This window comes from Chryseobacterium cupriresistens (assembly GCF_046614675.1).
GTDB classification, from domain to species: Bacteria; Bacteroidota; Bacteroidia; order Flavobacteriales; family Weeksellaceae; genus Chryseobacterium; species Chryseobacterium cupriresistens.
Genome location: NZ_JBKKJT010000002.1, coordinates 99,133 through 119,355 on the forward strand (window position 1 = coordinate 99,133; position 20,223 = coordinate 119,355).

Here is a 20,223-nt window from a genome sequence, read left to right on the forward strand (position 1 = left end):
TTTTTTATTCTTATTCGAATAATTCTGAAGTATCCAATACAGAAACTTTTCCGTCTTCACATCTGATGGCTTCACCAGGGAAGTTCTGAATCATGTGGTAATCATGTGTTGCCATTACTACAGCAGCTCCATTTTCAAGGGCAACCTGCTTTAATAGCGTCATAATTTCGTTGGAAGTCTCAGGGTCAAGGTTTCCTGTTGGCTCATCGGCTAAGATAAGATCCGGGTGATTCAGAAGGGCTCTTGCGATGGCAATACGCTGCTGTTCCCCTCCGGAAAGTTCGTGAGGCATTTTGTGCTTCTTGCTTTTCATGTTCACGCTTCCCAACACCTCGTTGATACGGTCTTCCATTTTTACTTTATCATTCCATCCTGTTGCTTCAAGAACGAACTTCAGGTTTTTCTCAACCGTTCTGTCTGAAAGCAGCTGGAAATCCTGGAATACAATTCCCAGTTTTCTTCTTAAATTAGGGATATCAGACGGCTTTAGTTTTGCCAGATCAAATCCTACAACAGCCCCATGTCCTGATGCCAATGGAATGTGTCCGTAAAGCGTTTTCAAAAGGGAGCTTTTTCCGGAACCTGTTTTTCCGATAAGGTAGCAGAATCTACCTTTTTTAATGTTAAGATTTACATCAGAAAGAACAGTGAAATTTTTTTGCGCAATCTTCGCGTGCTGCAAACTTATAATATTGTCTCCGGAGATATTGGTATGTGGCATAATTTAATTTTAAAGGCTGTTTCTTATAAAAATATTTCAACTTCTAAAAATAGAAAAAGATGTTGATGTAGCCTAAATTTTAGTAAATTTTAACAACAAAAAATGCCTGAAAAGGATCTTCTCAAGCATGTTTTGTATATGATAATTAGAAATTATCTCTTAGCGCGTGCAGCACTTACAGTTAATCTCTTTCTGCCTTTAGCTCTTCTCGCAGCCAAAACTCTTCTTCCATTTGGCGTAGACATTCTTTCTCTGAAACCGTGTTTGTTTCTTCTCTTTCTTTCTGATGGCTGGAATGTTCTTTTACTCATTACTATATGTTTAAATCGTAATTAATCTATTAATTTTCAGGTTGCAAAGATATATAAATTTTTATAAGTTACAAACTTTAATTATCTTTTTTTAAAATTAAATGTAATGTTTTTTGGTAGGGTATTAACAAACCCTCATCACAAAACCATTTTTCCGGTACAAAAATAATATTTAAATGATTTATATAAAAGCTCTATCTTTGAAAACTTTAATTTTAACGAAAAATAAACACCGGATGTTTACACCAGCAGAACTTTTAGATATCAATACATTACTTACCCAGGATAGCAGAATAGTGATCCTTACCCATTATAACCCGGATGGAGATGCTATTGGTTCAAGCCTTGGATTAAAACATTATCTGAAAGCAAAAGGAATTCATGCGGAGGTTATCGTACCCAATGATTTTCCGAAATTTCTGAAATGGATGCCGGAATCTAAAAAAGTTATTATTGCAGAATATAAAAGAAAACTGGCTGCGGATTTGATTGCGGGAGCAGATGTTATTTTCTGCCTGGATTTTAATTCTCCGTCAAGAATAGGATTATTAGGAGACTGGCTGGTAAAAGCTCCGGGGAAGAAAATCCTTATTGATCATCACCAACAACCGGAACAATTTGATTTTGTGTATTCTGATACAGTCATTCCTGCCACTTCACAGATGATTTATCATTTCATTGAAGCAATGGAGGATGAAAAGCTGGTGAACCAGGATATGGCGGAATGTCTTTATACCGGAATCATGACGGATACAGGAGGTTTCCGTTTTCGTTCTACCAGTGCTACTACCCACAGGATTATTGCTAATCTTATTGAACACGGTGCAGACCCTGCCATGATTACTTCCAATACATGGGATACCAATACGGTTTCCCGCCTGCATTTGCTTGCTTTGGTTCTTGGAAGAATAGAAGTGGTGAATGACGGAACCGTAGCGGTTTTAAGCCTGACAAGAAACGAACTGAAAGAATTTGGTTTCCAGAAAGGAGATACAGAAGGTTTTGTGAATTATGGTTTGAGTATTGCCGGAGTGAAAATGTCAGCATTCTTTATGGAAGATCTGTACGAAGACTTCGTTAAAATTTCTTTCAGAAGTAAAGATGATGTGGATGTGAACCAATTCTCAAGAAAATATTTCAATGGTGGCGGGCATATTAATGCAGCCGGAGGGAAATCTTTAGATTCTTTAGCGGGAACGATCGTCAACTTCAAAGAAAAAGTAAAAGAGGAAGGTTTATAGAGGCAAAAATCTGTAAATTTTTCTGATTAACTTCTAAATACTTCTACGAAACCCCTTTTCTTCAAGCTCCTGGCAGGTATAATCATACACTTGCTGAAACATTTCATCCATATATCTTTTGTTGAAAAGACTGTATTTCGTCATTTTGGGCGGATCAAGAAAAATATTGCAGTATTTTGCTTTAGAATAGACCGACTTTGCGATCGCTAAGTGAAGGATTCTGTCGAATTCTTTCATCAGGCTCATCTTGCTTAACTCATCATAGCTGATGGAATTGACATGAGAGGCAATCAGAAAATTACATTTATCCATGATAGGCTCAATGGGAAGATTATCCAGAACGCCGCCATCCACATAAATTTTCTCACCAATTCTTACCGGTGGAAGAATAAAAGGAACGCTTGAGGAAGCCAGTAATGGTCCAAAAAGCTCTCCTTCAGAAAAGAAATCTACAATGCCATGAGTCATTTCCGTTGCGGCTACATACACCGGAATTTTTAAAATACCGAAATTGTCTTCAGGGAAATAATCTTTGAACAGTTTTAAAATAAAATTGGAACTGAAGATTCCGTTTTTGGATAATTTTAAAGATGACCTGGAAAAAAAAGAAGTTTGCTTGACAATTTCCATCATCTCTTCCGGCGTTTTTCCAAAAGAATAAAAAGCACCAATGATGGATCCTGCGCTGGTTCCTGAAATAATGTGTGGTTTCAGATTGTATTCTTCCAAAGCTTTCAGTACGGCAATATGAGCAATCCCACGCATTCCTCCGCCTGAAAGTGTAAGTCCGATAACCGGTGGTGCCGGTGGTTTCTTTTTTTTGAATGAAAATAAAGCCATTACCCAAATTATCCTCTACTAATATACAGGATTTTTTGTTATGCACAGCTTAATTTGTCAGGTAACCTCTTTTATAAAACCAGTTTTTTAGGAAGATTGTGAAGAAGTTCTGTATTGATGATTTCTGCGCAGATTCCTGGCTTTTCCCAATGACCGTTGTGTCCGCAGTCCAGGATATAAGATTTGATATTCGTTCTGTCCGGAAGATGTTTGATCATCATATCCGTTTTTACCGCATTATCATGTTTACCCGCCAGTACTAAGATTTTAGCTTCCAGGTTTTCCAGCACATGCTTTTTGTCGGTTCTTTCCACCATACCTTTTACACAGGCAAGTGCTCCCAGATTGTTGGTGGAAAGGGCTGTTTCAAGAGCGGTTTCTATTTTTCCTTCCAGGATATCCCTTTCGTTTGGATTGAATAAATTGGGAACTCCGGCTCTTGCATAGTGGGCGAAAGCATCTTTGATGATTCTGTAGCTTTTGATCCGCTGCTGTTTTTTCTCTTCATCATCCGGAAAATACGTAGAGAAAAATAATGTAAGACTTTTTAAAGAATCAGGATACTTCTCTGCAAAAGCGAGAGATGTATATCCTCCCATAGAATGTCCCAGAAGATGTATTTTTTCTAAATGCTGATCATCCAATACTTTTTTTACTTCTTCAGCCATCAATTCCATGGTGTGAACTTCAGCCAGAATTTCAGACTGTCCATGGCCGGGAAGGTCAATTTTGAGCAGTGAAAAATCTTTGGAAAGGTGATGTTCCATATCACTCCAGATGGATAGATTTTCCATAAATCCGTGAAGAAGTACCAATGTTTCTTTTCCGTTTCCTTTTCTTTCAAAGTTCAGCATGATTCCAAAATTTAGAAGGTTAAAAATAATACAGCAGGTTATCTGCAGATCCGTTTCTCCTTTCAAATTTAGTTAAAAAAAAGAGCATTAAAAAAATGCCCTTGTCTTTTATTGAGTTAATTCCTTGTAAACCTTTGTTTCCCAGGGCTTGATATCTGTAACCCCATATCTTTCCTTTTTAGAAATAGCAAGGTTGTCCAGCATATCTACAAAATTCTTGTAATTGGCTTCGTCTGTTGGTTTTACAATCACTGTGAATTTATCAGGTGCCGGAGCATTTTTATACGCTTCAGCAATGATCTTTGAAATTTTTATTCCACTGAAATCTGTTTCTTTCAGGTTTCCTGTATTCAGATCTTTCTGATTGCTCTGATGATAAAATACGCGGTTGTCTTTTCCAAGAATAAAGGTAATCTGGTTTTGATCTCCAATTACCGGAGTATCAATAGAACTGGGATTTGGATCTTTTGCAGGGAGTCCCAGGTCCATTACGTTCGGTTTTGTAAAATTGGTGGTGAACATGAAGAAAGTGATGAGTAGGAATCCCAGATCTACCATAGGAGTCATGTCCACGCGGATCATTTTTTTCTTTTGCTTTCCGCCTTGTTTTTCTTGTGCAATTACTTCTGCCATGATTAAAGTTTTTAAATGTTAGACTATATTTTTTTGAAGAATTCATACAAAACATATGCCTTGATTATTAAAAACTTTATAGATTCATGAATCTATTGATTATTATTGCGTGAATTTTACATATTTCTGTTTTTTAATACTTTTCCTGAAGGGAAAGGGTAATTATGATATTTTCAAGGGGTTACCGGGTGATTGTTATTTTCTTTGTAAGAATAATTTCTTCTTTGTTTTTTACCTGTACCATATAAAGTCCTTCCGTGAATGCAGATGTACTGATTTTAATTTTTTCTTCGTTATATTTTTGAGAGAAAAGTTTTCGTCCGGACATATCAGTAATGCTAATAGTACTTTCCCGGGGCAGATGATCTAAATAGAAAAAGTCTTTTGCAGGGTTAGGGTAGAGGTTGGGTTTATGCCTCTGTTGATTTTCCGGAATGCCAAGCTGTTCAGGACTTAATTTAACTACCCAGGCATCGATCATACCATGATGTCCGGTAACGTCTCCACTTGTGGATCCTGTACTTCCTGAAACAATATATCCGTTATCAGCGGTCAGTTCAAGAGCAGTTAAGTAATCGAAATCGGGACCTCCCAGGGTTTTCTCCCACTTCAGATTTCCGCTGCTGTCCAGTTTTATGATCCAGTAATCCAGATTACCGTGGTGATTGGTTACCTGTCCGTTGTTGGAAGCTGTCCAACCCGCAACAATATAATCCCATTCGGGAGTCTGGCGAATAGTTATGGCGTTGTCATGAAAACTTCCTCCAAAATATTTATCCCACTCGATGGTTCCGTTATTGCTTAGTTTTATAACCCAATAATCGGGAAGTCCGCTCTCAAGATTTGAAGAATTAAAAGAAGTGCCCACGGCAATATAACCGCCATCAAAAGTCTGTTGCGCATAATATCCTATGTTATCACCAATATTGCCCAACGTTTTTTGCCATTGCATATTTCCGCCGGAATCGAGTTTTACTACCCAAAAGTCATTGTTCCCGTAGCTTACAGTAATATCGCCATCTGTAGACACGGTGGTTCCTGCAATAATATACCCGCCATCAAAAGTTTGCTGCACAGAATTGACCTGTTCACTGCTGCTTCCACCCAGCGATTTCTGCCATTGTATATTTCCGTTAATATCTAATTTTACGATCCAATAGTCTCCTCCTCCATGATTTCCGCTCACATCTCCGTCATTGGAACTTGAAGATCCGGCTACAATATATCCTCCTTCAGAAGTCTGCTGAATAGATTGTGCCATATCCATACTGCTTCCACCCAGCGATTTCTGCCATTGCATATTCCCGTTGGAATCAAGTTTTACAATCCAGTAATCATAATTTCCATGATTTCCGCTGATATCCCCGTCACCGGAATTGGATGATCCGGCAATAATATATCCTCCATCGGTAGTTTGACGGATGGATTGTGCATCATCAACATGGCTTCCTCCTAACGTTTTTTGCCATTGTATGCCTCCTGCAGGGTTTAATTTTACGATCCAGTAATCTCCTCCTCCGTGATTCCCGGTGACATCTCCATCATTGGACATAGAATGTCCGGCTACAATGTATCCTCCGTCGGAGGTTTGCTGAACGGCATTGGCAGATTCACCATGGGTGCCTCCTAATGCTTTTTGCCATTCTATGGAAGGGGCAGACTGGGCAGCTAATGCGGAATAGATAAGAAATAAAAAAGTAGATGTTAAATATTTCATATGTATTTGAATTGGTGATAGTTATTCAAATATAATTAATTTTAGACTACGTTTTGTGTTTTATTGTTTATTTAATTCATGAAATAAAAAAACTCACACGATAAAGTGTGAGTTTTTGAATGATATGTTAATAAATTATTTATTCTTTTTATAGAAATTTACCCCGCATTCAAGGAATTTTTTGAAATCCTCTTTAGGCATATATCCTGAGACAGGCGTGTTGATTACTTTACCATCAGGAGTAATTAAAACATAGTGAGGTTGAGAGTTATTATTGAAGTTCACCTGCTGGAATAAACTCCATCTGTCTCCAATTGTTTTTACCTTCTTGATCTGTCCGTCTCCAAGGTCGATTTTGGTTTTCTGATCCTCAGGAAGCTCTTCCTTATCGTCTACATAGAGAGAAGCCAGTACTACATCGTTCTGAAGAATCGGTAAGATATCTGGTTCGCTCCAAACAAATTCCTCCATTTTTCTACAGTTTTCACAACCGTATCCTGTAAAGTCGATCAGGATTGGTTTATCTTCTTTTTTGGCCAGTTCTACAGCTTTGAAGAAATCGTGCTCCGGATGCATTCCTAAAATTCCGTCTTTTTCATCATGGAAATAGCTTACATTGAGTGGAGGTAAAATTCCACTTAATAACTGAAGTTTCGGACGGTCAGATGGGATTAACCCTTGAACCAGATAGATCACGAAACCAATTCCCAATACCCCTAATATTTTTCTTGTTATAGAGATTTTAGGCTTTTTATCATCATGGGGGAATCTGATCAATCCTAATAAATAGATTGCTAATCCTAAGGCGATAATAATCCAGATGGCAATGAAAAGCTCTCTTTTTAAGAAGAATGTTTTGGATACAAGATCAGCTTTAGACAAGAATTTCAATGCCAATGCCAGTTCTACGAATCCTAAAACTACTTTTACCGTATTCATCCATCCTCCGGATTTCGGAAGGCTTTGTAATGCCTGCGGGAATAATGCCAGCAGTCCAAAAATAATCGCCCATGCCAGCCCGAATCCAGCCAAAGCAAAGGTCAGCAGCATAGGAACATTGGATGAACCTGTTACTGCACTTCCCAGTAAACTTCCTAAAATAGGTCCTGTACAGGAGAAAGAAACAATCACCAACGTTAATGCCATGAAGAAAATACCGATAATTCCTCCCGCTTCTTCCGCTTTGGAAGATTTGTTGGCGATAGAACTTGGCAGCGTGATATCATAATACCCGAAGAAACTTCCGGCAAAGAAGATGAATATGATGAAGAACGCAATGTTCAGCCATACACTTGTGGAAATTTCATTGAAGATATTTCCGGCAATTCCATCAATAATATGGAAAGGAATACTTAATAAAACAAAGATCAGAAGGATAAAAAAGCCATAAATAAGAGCGTCTCTTTTTCCTTTGGCTTTGTTTTTACTTCCTTTGGTAAAGAAAGAAACCGTTAATGGGATCATCGGGAACACACATGGCGTAAGCAAAGCGATTAATCCTCCGATAAATCCAAGGAATAGATACGTCCAGTAATTTTCATCCACTTTGGCAGACGCAGTACCGCAATCTGTCAATGGCTTTTTGAAATCGATGGTTGCAATTTTCAACTGCTTTGGATCTAGTTTTGAAGCTTCTGTGATCGCAGTTTCAGTTTTTGCAGGATTTTCAGTAACGGTCCCGGTAACTTTCACTGAATCCTTTACAGGCGCTGCGTTTTCCTCGGCTGCAGCCTCTTCCGCTGCCCCTTTTGGAGTAACTTTTTGATTGAATTCTAATGTATTGGGAGCCAGGCAAACTCTGTCATCACAAGTCTGATACGTAATCTCGGAAGTGACATCTGCAGGTTTTGTCGGATCTTTTAATTTAAATTTCTGCTTAAATCCGGCAGCATTGGAATAAAAAACAATAGTACCTCCGAATGCTTCAGAAAATTCTTCATGTTTTTTACCTACTTCGGTAAATTTTCCAATCAACTCAATATTCTTTCCTGTCACTTTATACTCCGTTGGAATTCCGGTATCTTCCGGTAAATCTTTGGAGTAAATATGCCATCCGCTTTCCATGGTAGCATTCAATACCGCTTCGTACTGATTGTTTCCCAGATCGTTGATGGTGAATTTAAACTTTACAGGATTTTTTATCTGCGCATTAATTCCTGTCGCTAAAAATAGTAGAATTAATAAAAACCAGTTTCTAAATTTCATTGTTCATTTCATTAAAGTTTTGAGACTCCATTTCGTTTTCTCATTCTTTGCATATCTTCTGTTTTCCCTGAAGGATAGCTGTCAAATACAGTATTTTTCCTGATGAGTGCGTGTCCGGATTTTTTGCCTCGCTAAAATAGATAATTTTTCGTCCCTAAAAAATTTAGAAACTTTCTTTTTTTAAGCCTGATGCCTAAAAATATTTCGTCTTCTGCCTTCATCACCATGGCGGTATCACTTATTTCATCATTTAAAGTGATTATTGATTTTGTCAATTTTGCCAACGTGGTATTATGATGATCGTTTGTCATGATAAAAGTTTTGGACCAATCAATTCAGGTTTTTTACAATATCTTCTACAGATGCTCTCTTTTTATAATCTGTATCAAAATGCCTCCATTTAATTTCTTTATCCTCATTAAGGATGAAGGTTGCCGATACAGGAAGTCTTCCGGAATGATCTGATCTGCTGTCAGCAAAATCCTCCTTTAATTTTGAATTATATAAATTAAGAGTTTCACTGTCAGGAGTATAAAGGACGTCAAATGCTTCTGCTATTTTATAGCCTTCATCATATAAAACGGTATAATCGGTCTTTGTTTTACTGATTGTCTTTTCGATAAATTCCGGTTTTTCAGGAGAAATAATAACGAGTTTTGCATTTTTCGACTTCAGTTCAGGAGCCAGATTCTGTAATGTTTCAATATATTTGTTACAATAAGGGCACCATTGTCCGCGAATAAAAACAACCACCAGTTTTTTGTTTTCTGCTGATGAAGAAAATGTATTTCCCAAATGATCTTTCGCACTGAAATTACCTATCTTATCTCCAATCATTTTTCCTTTTACCTGATCTAAAGTTTTACCGGACTGAGGCATTTTTTTTTCAATAACAGCTGCTCCTACGCCTAAAAACTGTTCAGCATTATAATAGCCGAAATCATATTGAACCAGTTTTCCTTTTGGATCCAGGAATAAAAAAGAAGGGTAGTTGACTACTTTAAATTCTTTGGCCAGGCTTAAGCCTTCTTTTTCCGCGTCTATGGCCAGGTTTACAAAATTTTTGTTGAACATTTCTCCGACTCTGGAATCTGTGAAAGTGTTTTTTGCCATGAGCTTGCATGGGCCACACCAGGTAGTGAACAGATCAATGAAGATCAGTTTATTTTCTTTTGCTGCGACTTTTTTTGCAGCCTCCAAATCAATTTTTTGAAAACTGATGCCTGTGCTTTGTGCATGTAATGAAATTCCTATTGCTATAAGAAAACTCAAAATGATTTTTTTGAACATATATTTCTTTTCTTATTAAGTTCCCTGATTCATGAAAAAATCACCCATAGATTAAATTATTTTTTTAATGATTTGATTGTCAGGTAGAAAAAATGCTATTGTTTTTAATCCTTTTGATCTGCTCTACACATTTGTATTTTTGATTCTGAGCATTATGCCTGCTGGAATACTGATATTTATTCTGAATTTCCTCTATACTTTTATTTTCGATAAAAATGTCATGAATCAGATTCTGGCAATGTGAGGAAATAGACTTGATATAACCGGCTAGCTTTTCCCAATAATATCTTTCATTTTCAATGGCAGTACTTATTTCCTCCCGATGTTCCATGAAATAGTGTTCAGGAGACTCAACATAAAAGTTTCTGTTTTTGAGTTTTTTAAACCACAGATTTTTTACAATTCCGATAATATAATTTCCGAGACAGGTTTGAACTTTAAATTCGTCAGCATTCAACTTTTCGTAAAGAATGAGCAGTGCATCCTGGAAGATATCTTCTGCATCTTCAAGATTTCCTTTATTTTTGAGAATGAATTTCTGGGTATAACCAAAATACTGTTGGTATAAAATTCCAAAAGCTATATTGCTGTCTTTCTTAAAATCATCAACAGCTAACGAATTAGTTGTTTTTCTGTCCACTTTACAATTATCTTTTTTTGAGTAGTGCTGTCTGCCTGATACCTGCGATCCTGTCTGAGAGGGATAACTCCCAGGATATGGTTCCCGGAGTCACATAATAACCAGGTCTTTTCCTTAATCAAAGCAGATAATTTTTCGTCCCTGAAAAATTTAGAAACTTTCTTTTTTCCTGAAAACGCTGTCGGATAAAACTCATCTCCATCCTGCTGTTTCCTCAAAAGAAGTGGGAACTGAAGCTTTTCTGCATCGAAATCCCATTCAAATCCTTTATTGATCCCCGAAATGTTTTCAATATCATCTACGAGATTGATGCTCATCTGGTTTTCGGAAAAATCAAAGTGTTCCATCAATACTATTTCTTCCGGAGTTTCCTTTTTTTCACTTTTATCAATAAAGATGAGTTCATCCCGGTTGACAATCAACTGATATTCCTTTGAAAAAAAAGAACTGTTATTTCCGGCTTTAAAAATTTTCGGAATTTCTTCCTCCTGATTGAATCCGTATTTCTTTAAAATTTCAAATTTTACAAAATCGCTTTCACTATCCAGCTTTCCCTTTGATAAGATTTTATAGTTTGGGTTAAATACGGTCAGACGATTTTCTATTTCCTGGATCTGTTGTTGTACAAACTCTTTGGTTTGATTCAGGTATAAAGAACTTTTTCTGAAGTTCTCCAGAAAGTGATCGTTGGTCTCCATCAGCATCGGAACAATCTCATTCCTGATTTTATTCCTCAGATAATCATTCTTCTTATTAGAAAGATCCTCCCTGAATTCGATATTGTTTTGCGCGGCAAACTGATAAATTTCTTTTTTGGAAAATTGTAAGAAAGGCCTCAGAATATGATGATCATTTGATGGGATTCCACTTAATCCATTGATTCCTGCAGCTTTGGAAAGATTAATGATGAAAGTTTCCAGCTGGTCATTAAGATGATGGGCGGTAACAAGAAATTCCAGCTTTTCTTTTTCCCTGATTTCGTTAAAAAAACGGTATCGCAGTTCCCTGGCCCAAAGCTGGATAGAATTTTCAGGCTTCCGGTCTTTTCCCGAAACTTCATACAAATGAAATTTTATATGATTTTTCTCACAAAAATCCTGCACTGTTTTCTGATCCAGATCCGAATCATTCCCCCGAAGTTTATAATTGATATGAGCTACCTGAAACTGAAACCCGGCATCCTGAATTTCCTGCCTGAAATCCCTGAACAATGAGGCCAGAACCATAGAATCTGCTCCTCCGCTTACCGCTAAAAGATAGGTGTGATTTTCCGGCTCGTGAACGAGATTTTTTAACTGACTGATAAAGGCTGATTTATTCAACATATATGTTGAGAATTTCTTTTATGCAAAGATAACCGATATAATTCAATTGAATTTTCCTAACTTTGAGTAGTCTAAAAATGATTATTTATGAAGATTTTAAAAATTTTAGCAGTTTCTGCAATGGCGCTGGGGATGACATCTTGTGTCAGCAAAAAGCAGTATGATGCTTTGAGCACAAACTATAAGCAGTGTATTGAAAATATTGGAGAAAGACAAAGAGAAATTCAGGATTTGAAATCTCAGAACTCTGCATTGGCGGGTGAAAACAACTTATTGAAAAGCCAGCATGATGCTTTAAAATCATCACTTGATGCATGTTTGTCGAACACGGGAAAAAGTTCTGCTAACATTGATAAACTGGTAGGAGAAATCAATGCTTCCAATTCTTATATCAAGCAATTGATCTCCAGTAATGCCAAGAACGACAGTCTGAACCTTGCATTGTCTAATAAGCTGAAGAGATCTTTGGATAATGTATCTGATGAAGATGTACAGGTAAAAGTATTGAAAGGAGTAGTAATGATCTCTCTTTCAGATAAAATGTTATACAAAACCGGAGATTACAATATCTTACCGGCAGCTCAGGAAGTGTTAGGTAAAGTAGCAAAAGTAATCAACGATTATGATAAATACTCAGTATTAATTGAAGGTAATACGGATAACGCTCCGTTAAACTCTCAAAACCTTCCGAGAGACAACTGGGATCTTTCTGCATTAAGAGGTACTTCTGTAGCTAAGGTACTTCAGACTCAGTTTGGAGTAGATCCGGCAAGAATTACTGCTGGCGGACGTTCTGAATATAACCCGAAAGCAACTAACATGAGCGTTTCCGGAAGAGCAGAAAACAGAAGAACGGAAATCATCATTATGCCTAAACTTGATGAGTTTATGAAACTGATGGATATCGCTCCTAAGAAATAATGACTACACCCTATATCATCATAAATCCCGAAGCAATTCGGGATTTTTTTATGATGTGTTGATCTGTTTCGGAATAGAATCTGCCGATTTTTTTTGAAGAAAAGATTGTCTTTATTTTTTGGAAATGACATTCGACAGTTTAAAACAAAAATAAATCCCGAAGGTGGCCGGGATCTATTCTTAATCAAATTAATTCTTCCTTTTTCAGGAGCGAAATAATTCGTTGCAAAAATGAAGTGGATATTTCTTTCTTACTTTTTGCTGCAGAAGAATCAGTTCTACTTTTCAGTACAACTTTAGTGTGATTCTCATGGTTAGTTTGTGTCTCTCCTGCAATCATCATGTTTTCTCTTAGTGTTTTTACCCCTTATTCTTACTGCAAACTTATAACTAATACCACAAAAATACCATCCGTGTTTTTACGGTATTTTATATGGGGTTTTCCCCTGTATTATGTAAAATTTTAATTTATTAATCAAATATGTATGATATAATTGTCTGATTAATAAAAGAATGTGTATATTTAAATCTCCATATAAGGAAATAATAACAGAGGTGTCCGAAAATCTTAAAGAGTAGGAAATTAATACTAAACTAAAATTATTATGAAAAATTCAAAAAAACTTTCAAGAGGAGAAATGAAAACTGTACAAGGTGCTATTAACGGGTGTAATCCACAGATATTTTGTACCAGCCTGCAAACAAAGTGTTGCCCGGGATGGGTTTGTGCCGGTATAAGAGAATATTGTATAGCAATATAATAAACTTTTAAAGTATACAGATGCATGTAAGAGAGATTAATTTCTCTCTTTTTTTGTATCTTCTTCCTGAATTAAAAAAGTAGCTTTAAAATCCTTAAATTTGTTTAAATTAAAATGGTATGAGTTTTTTTGAAGAAAAGAATCCTGAAATGGACAGATATTTGGAGGCGCACGCTTCTTCGGAATCCGAAATTCTGAAAAAGCTGAGAAGAGAGACGTATCAGAAAACAACACAGCCTCATATGATTTCCGGATATCAGCAGGGAAGACTGCTGACGATTATATCCCAGATGCTGCAGCCGAAAAATATTCTTGAAATAGGAACATTTACCGGATATGCTACTTTATGTCTTGCATCAGGACTGGCAAAAGACGGAAAAATCACCACATTGGATGTGAATGAAGATCTTGCCTATCTTCCTAAAAAATATTTTGAATCCAGCGAATATGCCAGCCAGATCGATTTTAAACTTCAGGATGCCAAGGAATATTTAAAAGAAACAGATGAATTTTTTGATCTGATTTTTGTAGATGCTGATAAGGAAAACTATGCCGAATATTTCAGATTGATTAAACCTCATACAAAATCCGGAACGGTGGTGTTATTTGACAATGTATTATGGTATGGGAAAGTGCTGGAAGAAAATCCGAAACTGAAATCTACCCAGTCGATCCAGGAATTGAATGATTTGGCAGCAAAAGACGAAGATTTTGAAAATCTTATTTTACCTTTGCGTGATGGAGTGAACTTTCTTCGCAGAAAGTAACTGAAATATTCAAGGATTAAACATTTAAAGAGATACAACATTGTATTTTAATCTTTAAATTATTCAATCTTTAAATTGAAAATTAATGAATAAAGGAGTTTGTATTGTTACAGTAGCGCCGGTTCGTGCAGAAAATTCTGACAGAGCTGAAATTGTTACGGAAATATTGTTTGGAGAAAGTGCGGATATTCTGGAAGTGGATAAAAACTGGACCAAAATAAAGATGCATTATGATGGCTACGAAGGATGGATGGACACCAAACAGTTGAAACCTGTAACAGACGAAGAGCTGGCCAAAAGAAAAGTGACTGTGGTTACCGAAGATTTTTCTTCCGTATTAATGAACGATGGAAAAACTTTGCTTTCTATGGGTTCAGAAGTGGAATTTCCGGTAGTAGCTTCAAGAAGAAGTCATGATGTGCGCGAAAGCATCGCTCTGACGGCAAAAGAGTTCCTGAACGTGCCTTATCTGTGGGGAGGCAAAAGCTTTTTTGCAGTAGACTGCTCCGGATTTACCCAGTTGGTTTATAAAATTCACAATATAAAAATACCCAGAGATGCTTCACAACAGGCTGAAGTAGGAGAACCGCTTACTTTCGTGGAAGAAACACAGCCTGGTGATCTTGCTTTTTTTGAAAATGCAGAAGGAAAGATTATCCATGTAGGAATTATGCTGGAGAATCAGAAGATCATTCATGCTTCCGGAAAAGTAAGAATAGACACGCTGGATTCCACCGGAATCTTCAATAAAGAAATGAATAAGCATACTCATAAACTGAGAGTGTTGAAAAGTGTAATTTAATCCTCATTCAATCTCATCTTAAATGGAAAATATTCTTTTTACAATTTTTGATATTTTAAATTTTGGATGGGTCGCTTTTTTATGGGGATTTACCCTGAAAAACTATAACACGTTGCCAGAGAGAATTCCCGTCCATTTTGATATGGAAGGAAAAGCGGATGGATTTGGAGGGAAAATGTATGCTTTTCTGATGCCTGTACTGGCGCTGGGATTGTATGCTGTATTCACTTATGGCACCAGACATCCCGAAGACACTAATTTTCCGGTAGAAATTACAGACCAGAACATAAGTGCTCAGTTTTTAATTATGAAAATCGGACTGAGAATTCTTTTTGTTGTACTGGCAATGGTTTTTCTCAACCTTCAGGACTATATGTTCAGATATGCTGCTGATGATAAAGCCAAACCCAGAATTTCAATGGCCACGATCTTTTTATCAGTCGTTTTATTTACTCCTGCATTACTCTTTATTGCTTATCTGTTTAAATGATACATTCTAAAAATAATTCAGAACATTATACATGGGGGAACCAATGTGACAGCTGGATCCTTAAAAATACCCGGGACTTATCCGTAAAGCAGGAGAAGATGCCTGCAGCAACTTCGGAGAAACTGCACTTTCATAAAGTGGCAGAACAGTTTTTCTATATTTTGAAAGGAGAAGCCGTATTTTATATCAACGAAAGGAAATTCCTGGTTAACCAGGGAGAATCTATTTCTGTTGAGCCGGGAGCAAAACATTTTATCTCCAATGAATCCACTGAAGAGATTGAGTTTTTGGTCATATCCAATCCTCCTACGGATCATGACAGAATTGAAATTAAAGAATAAGTAAAATGGCTTTTTTATATAATATTTTCATCAGTCTCCTTACCTTCGGAATGAAGGCTTTCGCGTTGATTAATGATAAAACTAAAAAAGGCGTTGAAGGGAGAACGCAGTCTTTGGATAAAGTAAAATCTTCATTTTCAAAAACAGATAAAGTCATCTGGATGCATGCGGCAAGTCTGGGTGAATATGAGCAGGGATTACCTGTTCTGGAGAAACTCCAAGAGAATTTTCCTCAGCACAAAGTTCTGGTGACGTTCTTTTCTCCGTCAGGATATGAAAATGTGGTTAAGAAGAAACACATTGCTGACGTTGTTTGTTATTTACCTTTCGACAATAAAAAGACTGTCAAAGAATTTACAGATCAATTTAATACTGAACTATTTTTTACGGTTAAATACGATTATTGGTACAACCTCCTCGCTGAACTGAAAAGTAAAGGCACAAAAATTTATGTTATTTCGGCGCTGTTCTATGAAAGGCAATCTTTCTTTACTTCCTACGGAAAATGGTTTGTAAAACAGCTTCAGAAAAATGTGGATTGGTTTTTTCATCAGACCCAGTTTTCTTTGGCATTGGCGAAAAGTATAGGACTGGTAAAGTCTTCCGTAACAGGAGATACACGATTTGACAGAGTAAAACAGCTGCGGGAAAGAAATAATCATGTAGATTTCATTGCAGACTTTATTGGCGAAAATAAAGCAATAGTCTTTGGAAGTTCATGGCATGCGGAAGAGAAAATAGCAGAAATGGTTTCCCGTAAAAATAATACGGTAAAACTTATTATCGCACCCCACGATCTGAAAAGAGTAGAGCATTTGAAAAATATATTCCCGGATGCCTTATTGTACAGTGAAATACAAAACACTCAATCTTCAACTTTCAATACTCCCATTCTGATCATAGACAGCATAGGTTTATTGTCCAGATTATATTCTTATGCAGATGTAGCTGTTGTGGGAGGAGGATTTCATGATGCCGGGCTTCACAATATTCTGGAAGCCGCTACTTTTGGTGTTCCGGTGATCTTTGGGAATCACTACAAAAAGAATCCGGAAGCTGACGACCTGATCTCTGCCAATGGAGGGAAATCTTTCTCTGATGAGTATACGGCCTCAGAATTTGTCTTATTTCTAACGAATGAAGATAACAAAGAAGAACTTACTGAAATGTCTCAAAATGCTGAAAAATTTGTAGACAGGAAACCTGATTCTACGAGAATGATTCTTCAGAAAATTCTATCGTAAAAATCCCTGGCTTTTAATATCTTTCATAATCTGATCAATGTTGTCAGGAATCCTGTTACATTCAAACCAGTTAAAGTCAAGACCATTGTTGATGCACAGCTTTTGGAGATAAGGATTCTCTAAAACTTTATTCAGGGTATCACGAAGGTATTCATCAATTTCCATCCAGTAATCTTGATCCAGTTTTTTTATAAGGACCAAAGATTTGAAGATTTTGTTGATGATGTAAATATAAAGTTTGTAAACATTGTCAAACCTTTGTCTGCTGAGATCACCATTATTTTCCAATACCTTGTTCACGAGAAGAAGATTCAGGGAAACCTCTCCGAATTTATCAGTCGTAATTTTTACATGTTCTGTAATTTCAGCACTTATTTTCCGGACAACAGACAGAAAATATTTGGCATTTCCCACGTATTTTGATGCAAGAAGAACCTGTTCCTCCACATGTTCTTCCATGGCATTTCTTTTATCATCGGTAGTTTCCGGATCTATCAGTTCAAAGTAGAGCTTTTTCGACAATAATTTATCCTTTCTCAGGAGTCTGAAAATAAGTTTATCTTTCTCCGTTCCGGAAAAAGCACTCAGCGCAGCTTTGAACTCTTTTGAATATTCCATTAATTAAAAATTTTCGAATATTTCAGGAATCCGTTTACGGCCCAGTTAGCCGTATAATACAATGATTTTACTGTTGAGAATCCCATGAAATCTTTATAGACAAGATACTGATCTTTGATGATATTTTTTTTATTTCTTGAAACACTGTTTTCACGCATTCTGTATTTTGCCAGTGTCTTTTGTACAGGAATTCCTTCCGGAATTACTTTTAAAAGATTCAGCCACATCACATGATCTTCGCGTTTGCTTTTCACTGGGAACAAAAACTTACCAACCCGTTTGGTGTCATACATCGTAGAAACAGGTGCCAGACGGCATGTCTTCAGCAGATTGGAGAAGGTAACCACTTTGTCCGCCAGAAAATCTTTCAGAATAGGCTGAAGTTGTTCGTTACATCTTGAATAGTTACAATATACCAGTTCTGCATTGTGTTCCTGCATATAATCCGTCATTGTTTCCAGATATTCAGGATACCAGTAGTCGTCAGAATCCAGAAACGCAATATATCTTCCCTGGGCTCTTTCCAGGCTGTTGTTTCTTGCATTTCCTGCACCACCGTTTTTCTTCAGTACCTGCAGTTTTATTCTCGGATCATTATATTTTCTAATGATCTCAAGAGTATTATCTTTGGAAAGGTCATCTGTAATCAGCCACTCCCAGTTTTCGTAGGTTTGATTAAGAACAGACTGTATGGTTTCCTCGATAAATTCCGCAGAATTATAACAGGGAGTAATGATGGAGACAAGATCTTTCATTTGTGTTTTTTAAACTGCTAAATTATAAAAATCTTTTTTCATAAAGATGCCATGAGCTTACACCTACCGCAATAACCACCAACATACATACCAAAGCCATTACAAATGGATTGTAATCTTCAAACAATCCTAAAGTCTGAAAAGTTCTGATAATAGGAAAGTGGAAAATATAGATTCCGTAGGTGAAATCACCATATTTTCCAAAATTATTTAAGAATTTGAATGAATAGGCAATGTACATTACGATAACCCCGATCATCATTGGAGAAAAAAGCTGAACTTTTAAAAATAAGTCAATCCACACAGTAACGAATGCAATGATGAAAATGAGATTTTTATGCTGGATGAATTTATCAAAATTAAAGTAAATCAACATTCCAGGGATAAAATAGGATAATGTTCCAGGGAGCTGTTTGGCAATCGAAATTTTATTTAAAGATTCAAAATAATTGAGGTAAATAAGTGATAAGAAGTATAGAATAACCAAACTTACATTTCTGTATTTATTGTTTTTTCCGAAAAGCAAAAACAACAGAGGAACCGCAAAATAGTAGCACATTTCTATTTTCAGTGTCCATAGGGCACCATTCACTGCTTGATTCCCAAAAACTCCGGGAAGCCAGGGTGCTTTAAAGTTTAAAAATAATGAATTCCAAAATAGGTATTTATAAACTTGTGTATTGCTGAAATATTCAATGAAGGAATAGGTACTTACCAGACTTAATAAAATTGCACATAAAAAAATAACCAATAAGTAGGCGGGAACAATTCTTCTGATTCTCTTTTTTAAATAGCTTTTCAGGCTTGAAGACCTTTCATAGCTCCTTGCAATAAGAAATCCGCTCACCGCAAAAAAGCCGAAAACTGCAATTTCTATAGGGCTGTGCTCAAAAATCTTGAGGTCAGGAGAAGCGCTGAGTGTGCCAAGATGTCCCAAAAAGACAATAAAGGCAAGGAGAACACGTATAAAATCAAAATTGTTTCTCGTAATATCCTGCATTTGTATTTTGTTTCCTGCAAAAATAACTTTTTTAATAGAATGAACGATGCTCATGTATTCATTATTTGTTAAATAAAGGGAAAATGAGGTGTCCCTATTTTTAAATATATATAAATAATCGTCGATGAAATAATTTTTCATAAAAAATAGTAATATAAATCAAAAAAATTATAATTTTAGCGCTTGAAAAAATTGATCTATGAAGAAATTAGCATTACTATTTGCAGGTTTATCTTTGTTTGCTGCCGCTACAGGCTGCAGCAGTGACAACGATACTGTTATGGAAGCTCCTCTTGTTGGGACATGGCAACCGTTAAAAGAAGTAGTTACCACTGTGGAAGTTGGTGAAGACCCGGTTTCTAACACGATTACTTATACAGACTGTCAGAAAAAGACAAGATGGTGGTTCAGCGCTGACTCCAAGGGAGGGAAAACGAACTGGGGAGATACTGCTACACCAGGTCAGTGTGCTATTCTTTCAGATATAAAATTCAATTACACTTATAATAAGGAAGGAAAAGACGTTCAGATGAAAATTCAGGGAATCGTAGAGCCGCAGAATGCAAAGGTGATTACTTTGGATGCAACAACACTCAATCTTGCGGTAAGAGAGGAGACTCAGGATCCTACTATATTCCAGACAAGAACATATACCTTCAAGAGAGTTACTCAATAATAGTATATACTTCAGGATATAAAAACAGATCTCATCTCCGGATGGGATTTTTTTGTTGAGGGTAGAATTTG

Annotated in this window: 23 protein-coding genes; 9 read left to right on the forward strand and 14 right to left on the reverse strand. The window is 36.5% G+C overall.

Annotated features, from left to right (window positions below):
• Nucleotides 1-10: 10 nt before the first annotated feature.
• Together ACLI50_RS05680 and rpmH are read right to left on the reverse strand one after the other, a co-directional pair.
• A complete protein-coding gene (locus ACLI50_RS05680; protein ID WP_076594903.1) occupies nt 11-721 on the reverse strand; it encodes a cell division ATP-binding protein FtsE in 711 nt (236 codons plus the stop codon).
• A 152-nt stretch (nt 722-873) separates the two neighbouring features.
• A complete protein-coding gene (gene rpmH / locus ACLI50_RS05685) occupies nt 874-1,032 on the reverse strand; it encodes a 50S ribosomal protein L34 (RefSeq protein ID WP_002976260.1) in 159 nt (52 codons plus the stop codon).
• Between the two features lie 236 nt (nt 1,033-1,268).
• On the opposite strand from rpmH, the gene ACLI50_RS05690 reads away from it, so the two are divergent.
• Complete coding sequence (locus ACLI50_RS05690) at nt 1,269-2,273, forward strand: DHH family phosphoesterase (RefSeq protein WP_110011456.1); 1,005 nt, start codon at nt 1,269-1,271, stop codon at nt 2,271-2,273.
• Nucleotides 2,274-2,306: 33 nt separating this feature from the next.
• Here the strand turns inward: ACLI50_RS05690 and ACLI50_RS05695 are convergent, their stop codons facing one another.
• The 9 genes from ACLI50_RS05695 to tilS all read right to left on the reverse strand — a co-directional run bounded on the left by ACLI50_RS05695 (nt 2,307) and on the right by tilS (nt 11,777).
• The gene (locus ACLI50_RS05695) at nt 2,307-3,113 is read right to left on the reverse strand and encodes a patatin-like phospholipase family protein (RefSeq protein ID WP_062675737.1); all 807 of its coding nucleotides are present in this window, start codon (nt 3,111-3,113) and stop codon (nt 2,307-2,309) included.
• Nucleotides 3,114-3,184: 71 nt separating this feature from the next.
• Nucleotides 3,185-3,967, reverse strand: coding sequence for an alpha/beta fold hydrolase (locus ACLI50_RS05700; RefSeq protein WP_343643373.1), 783 nt, complete (start codon nt 3,965-3,967; stop codon nt 3,185-3,187).
• A 108-nt stretch (nt 3,968-4,075) separates the two neighbouring features.
• Nucleotides 4,076-4,600 (reverse strand): biopolymer transporter ExbD, encoded by a 525-nt coding sequence (locus ACLI50_RS05705; protein ID WP_227943349.1) that lies wholly within the window; start codon nt 4,598-4,600, stop codon nt 4,076-4,078.
• Between the two features lie 181 nt (nt 4,601-4,781).
• Nucleotides 4,782-6,317 carry a T9SS type A sorting domain-containing protein gene (locus ACLI50_RS05710; protein ID WP_411413356.1) on the reverse strand — a complete coding sequence of 512 codons (1,536 nt, stop codon included), beginning with the start codon at nt 6,315-6,317 and terminating at the stop codon, nt 4,782-4,784.
• 135 nt (nt 6,318-6,452) lie between these two features.
• On the reverse strand, nt 6,453-8,522 hold the full coding sequence (locus ACLI50_RS05715; RefSeq protein WP_395971800.1) for a protein-disulfide reductase DsbD family protein: 2,070 nt from the start codon (nt 8,520-8,522) through the stop codon (nt 6,453-6,455).
• 131 nt (nt 8,523-8,653) lie between these two features.
• Nucleotides 8,654-8,833, reverse strand: a complete 180-nt coding sequence (locus ACLI50_RS05720; RefSeq protein ID WP_343643698.1) for a hypothetical protein — start codon at nt 8,831-8,833, stop codon at nt 8,654-8,656.
• Nucleotides 8,834-8,852: 19 nt separating this feature from the next.
• On the reverse strand, nt 8,853-9,794 hold the full coding sequence (locus ACLI50_RS05725) for a redoxin domain-containing protein (protein ID WP_411413357.1): 942 nt from the start codon (nt 9,792-9,794) through the stop codon (nt 8,853-8,855).
• 97 nt (nt 9,795-9,891) lie between these two features.
• Entirely contained in the window at nt 9,892-10,452 is a 561-nt protein-coding gene (locus ACLI50_RS05730; RefSeq protein ID WP_411413358.1) for an RNA polymerase sigma factor, read from the reverse strand.
• Complete coding sequence (tilS, locus tag ACLI50_RS05735; RefSeq protein WP_411413359.1) at nt 10,425-11,777, reverse strand: tRNA lysidine(34) synthetase TilS; 1,353 nt, start codon at nt 11,775-11,777, stop codon at nt 10,425-10,427. The genes ACLI50_RS05730 and tilS overlap by 28 nt, the downstream gene beginning before the upstream one ends.
• An 87-nt stretch (nt 11,778-11,864) precedes the next feature.
• Here tilS and ACLI50_RS05740 point away from each other — a divergent pair, with 87 nt between their 5' ends.
• The 7 genes from ACLI50_RS05740 (at nt 11,865) to ACLI50_RS05770 (ending at nt 17,103) form a co-directional block, all read left to right on the forward strand.
• Nucleotides 11,865-12,698, forward strand: coding sequence for an OmpA family protein (locus tag ACLI50_RS05740; RefSeq protein WP_227943355.1), 834 nt, complete (start codon nt 11,865-11,867; stop codon nt 12,696-12,698).
• Between the two features lie 605 nt (nt 12,699-13,303).
• Nucleotides 13,304-13,459 carry a CCPGW family putative bacteriocin gene (locus ACLI50_RS05745; RefSeq protein ID WP_407936191.1) on the forward strand — a complete coding sequence of 52 codons (156 nt, stop codon included), beginning with the start codon at nt 13,304-13,306 and terminating at the stop codon, nt 13,457-13,459.
• Nucleotides 13,460-13,578: 119 nt separating this feature from the next.
• The gene (locus ACLI50_RS05750) at nt 13,579-14,226 is read left to right on the forward strand and encodes an O-methyltransferase (RefSeq protein ID WP_202841554.1); all 648 of its coding nucleotides are present in this window, start codon (nt 13,579-13,581) and stop codon (nt 14,224-14,226) included.
• A gap of 85 nt (nt 14,227-14,311) precedes the next feature.
• On the forward strand, nt 14,312-15,028 hold the full coding sequence (locus tag ACLI50_RS05755; RefSeq protein WP_110008296.1) for a C40 family peptidase: 717 nt from the start codon (nt 14,312-14,314) through the stop codon (nt 15,026-15,028).
• A gap of 22 nt (nt 15,029-15,050) precedes the next feature.
• Complete coding sequence (locus ACLI50_RS05760; protein ID WP_411413360.1) at nt 15,051-15,518, forward strand: DUF1648 domain-containing protein; 468 nt, start codon at nt 15,051-15,053, stop codon at nt 15,516-15,518.
• Complete coding sequence (locus ACLI50_RS05765) at nt 15,515-15,859, forward strand: cupin domain-containing protein (protein ID WP_202841552.1); 345 nt, start codon at nt 15,515-15,517, stop codon at nt 15,857-15,859. The genes ACLI50_RS05760 and ACLI50_RS05765 overlap by 4 nt, the downstream gene beginning before the upstream one ends.
• A 5-nt stretch (nt 15,860-15,864) precedes the next feature.
• Entirely contained in the window at nt 15,865-17,103 is a 1,239-nt protein-coding gene (locus ACLI50_RS05770) for a 3-deoxy-D-manno-octulosonic acid transferase (protein ID WP_411413361.1), read from the forward strand.
• Here ACLI50_RS05770 and ACLI50_RS05775 read toward each other — a convergent pair.
• From ACLI50_RS05775 to ACLI50_RS05785, 3 genes are read right to left on the reverse strand one after another with little or no spacing between them, the layout of a single operon-like run.
• On the reverse strand, nt 17,095-17,721 hold the full coding sequence (locus ACLI50_RS05775; protein WP_343643692.1) for a calponin homology domain-containing protein: 627 nt from the start codon (nt 17,719-17,721) through the stop codon (nt 17,095-17,097). The two genes, ACLI50_RS05770 and ACLI50_RS05775, sit on opposite strands and share 9 nt — an antisense overlap.
• Complete coding sequence (locus ACLI50_RS05780; RefSeq protein WP_202841548.1) at nt 17,721-18,476, reverse strand: glycosyltransferase family 2 protein; 756 nt, start codon at nt 18,474-18,476, stop codon at nt 17,721-17,723. The genes ACLI50_RS05775 and ACLI50_RS05780 overlap by 1 nt, the downstream gene beginning before the upstream one ends.
• A gap of 22 nt (nt 18,477-18,498) precedes the next feature.
• Nucleotides 18,499-19,530, reverse strand: coding sequence for an acyltransferase family protein (locus tag ACLI50_RS05785; RefSeq protein ID WP_171006308.1), 1,032 nt, complete (start codon nt 19,528-19,530; stop codon nt 18,499-18,501).
• A 145-nt stretch (nt 19,531-19,675) separates the two neighbouring features.
• Here ACLI50_RS05785 and ACLI50_RS05790 point away from each other — a divergent pair, with 145 nt between their 5' ends.
• Nucleotides 19,676-20,152 (forward strand): lipocalin-like domain-containing protein, encoded by a 477-nt coding sequence (locus tag ACLI50_RS05790; RefSeq protein ID WP_343643691.1) that lies wholly within the window; start codon nt 19,676-19,678, stop codon nt 20,150-20,152.
• The last annotated feature ends 71 nt before the right edge of the window (nt 20,153-20,223 follow it).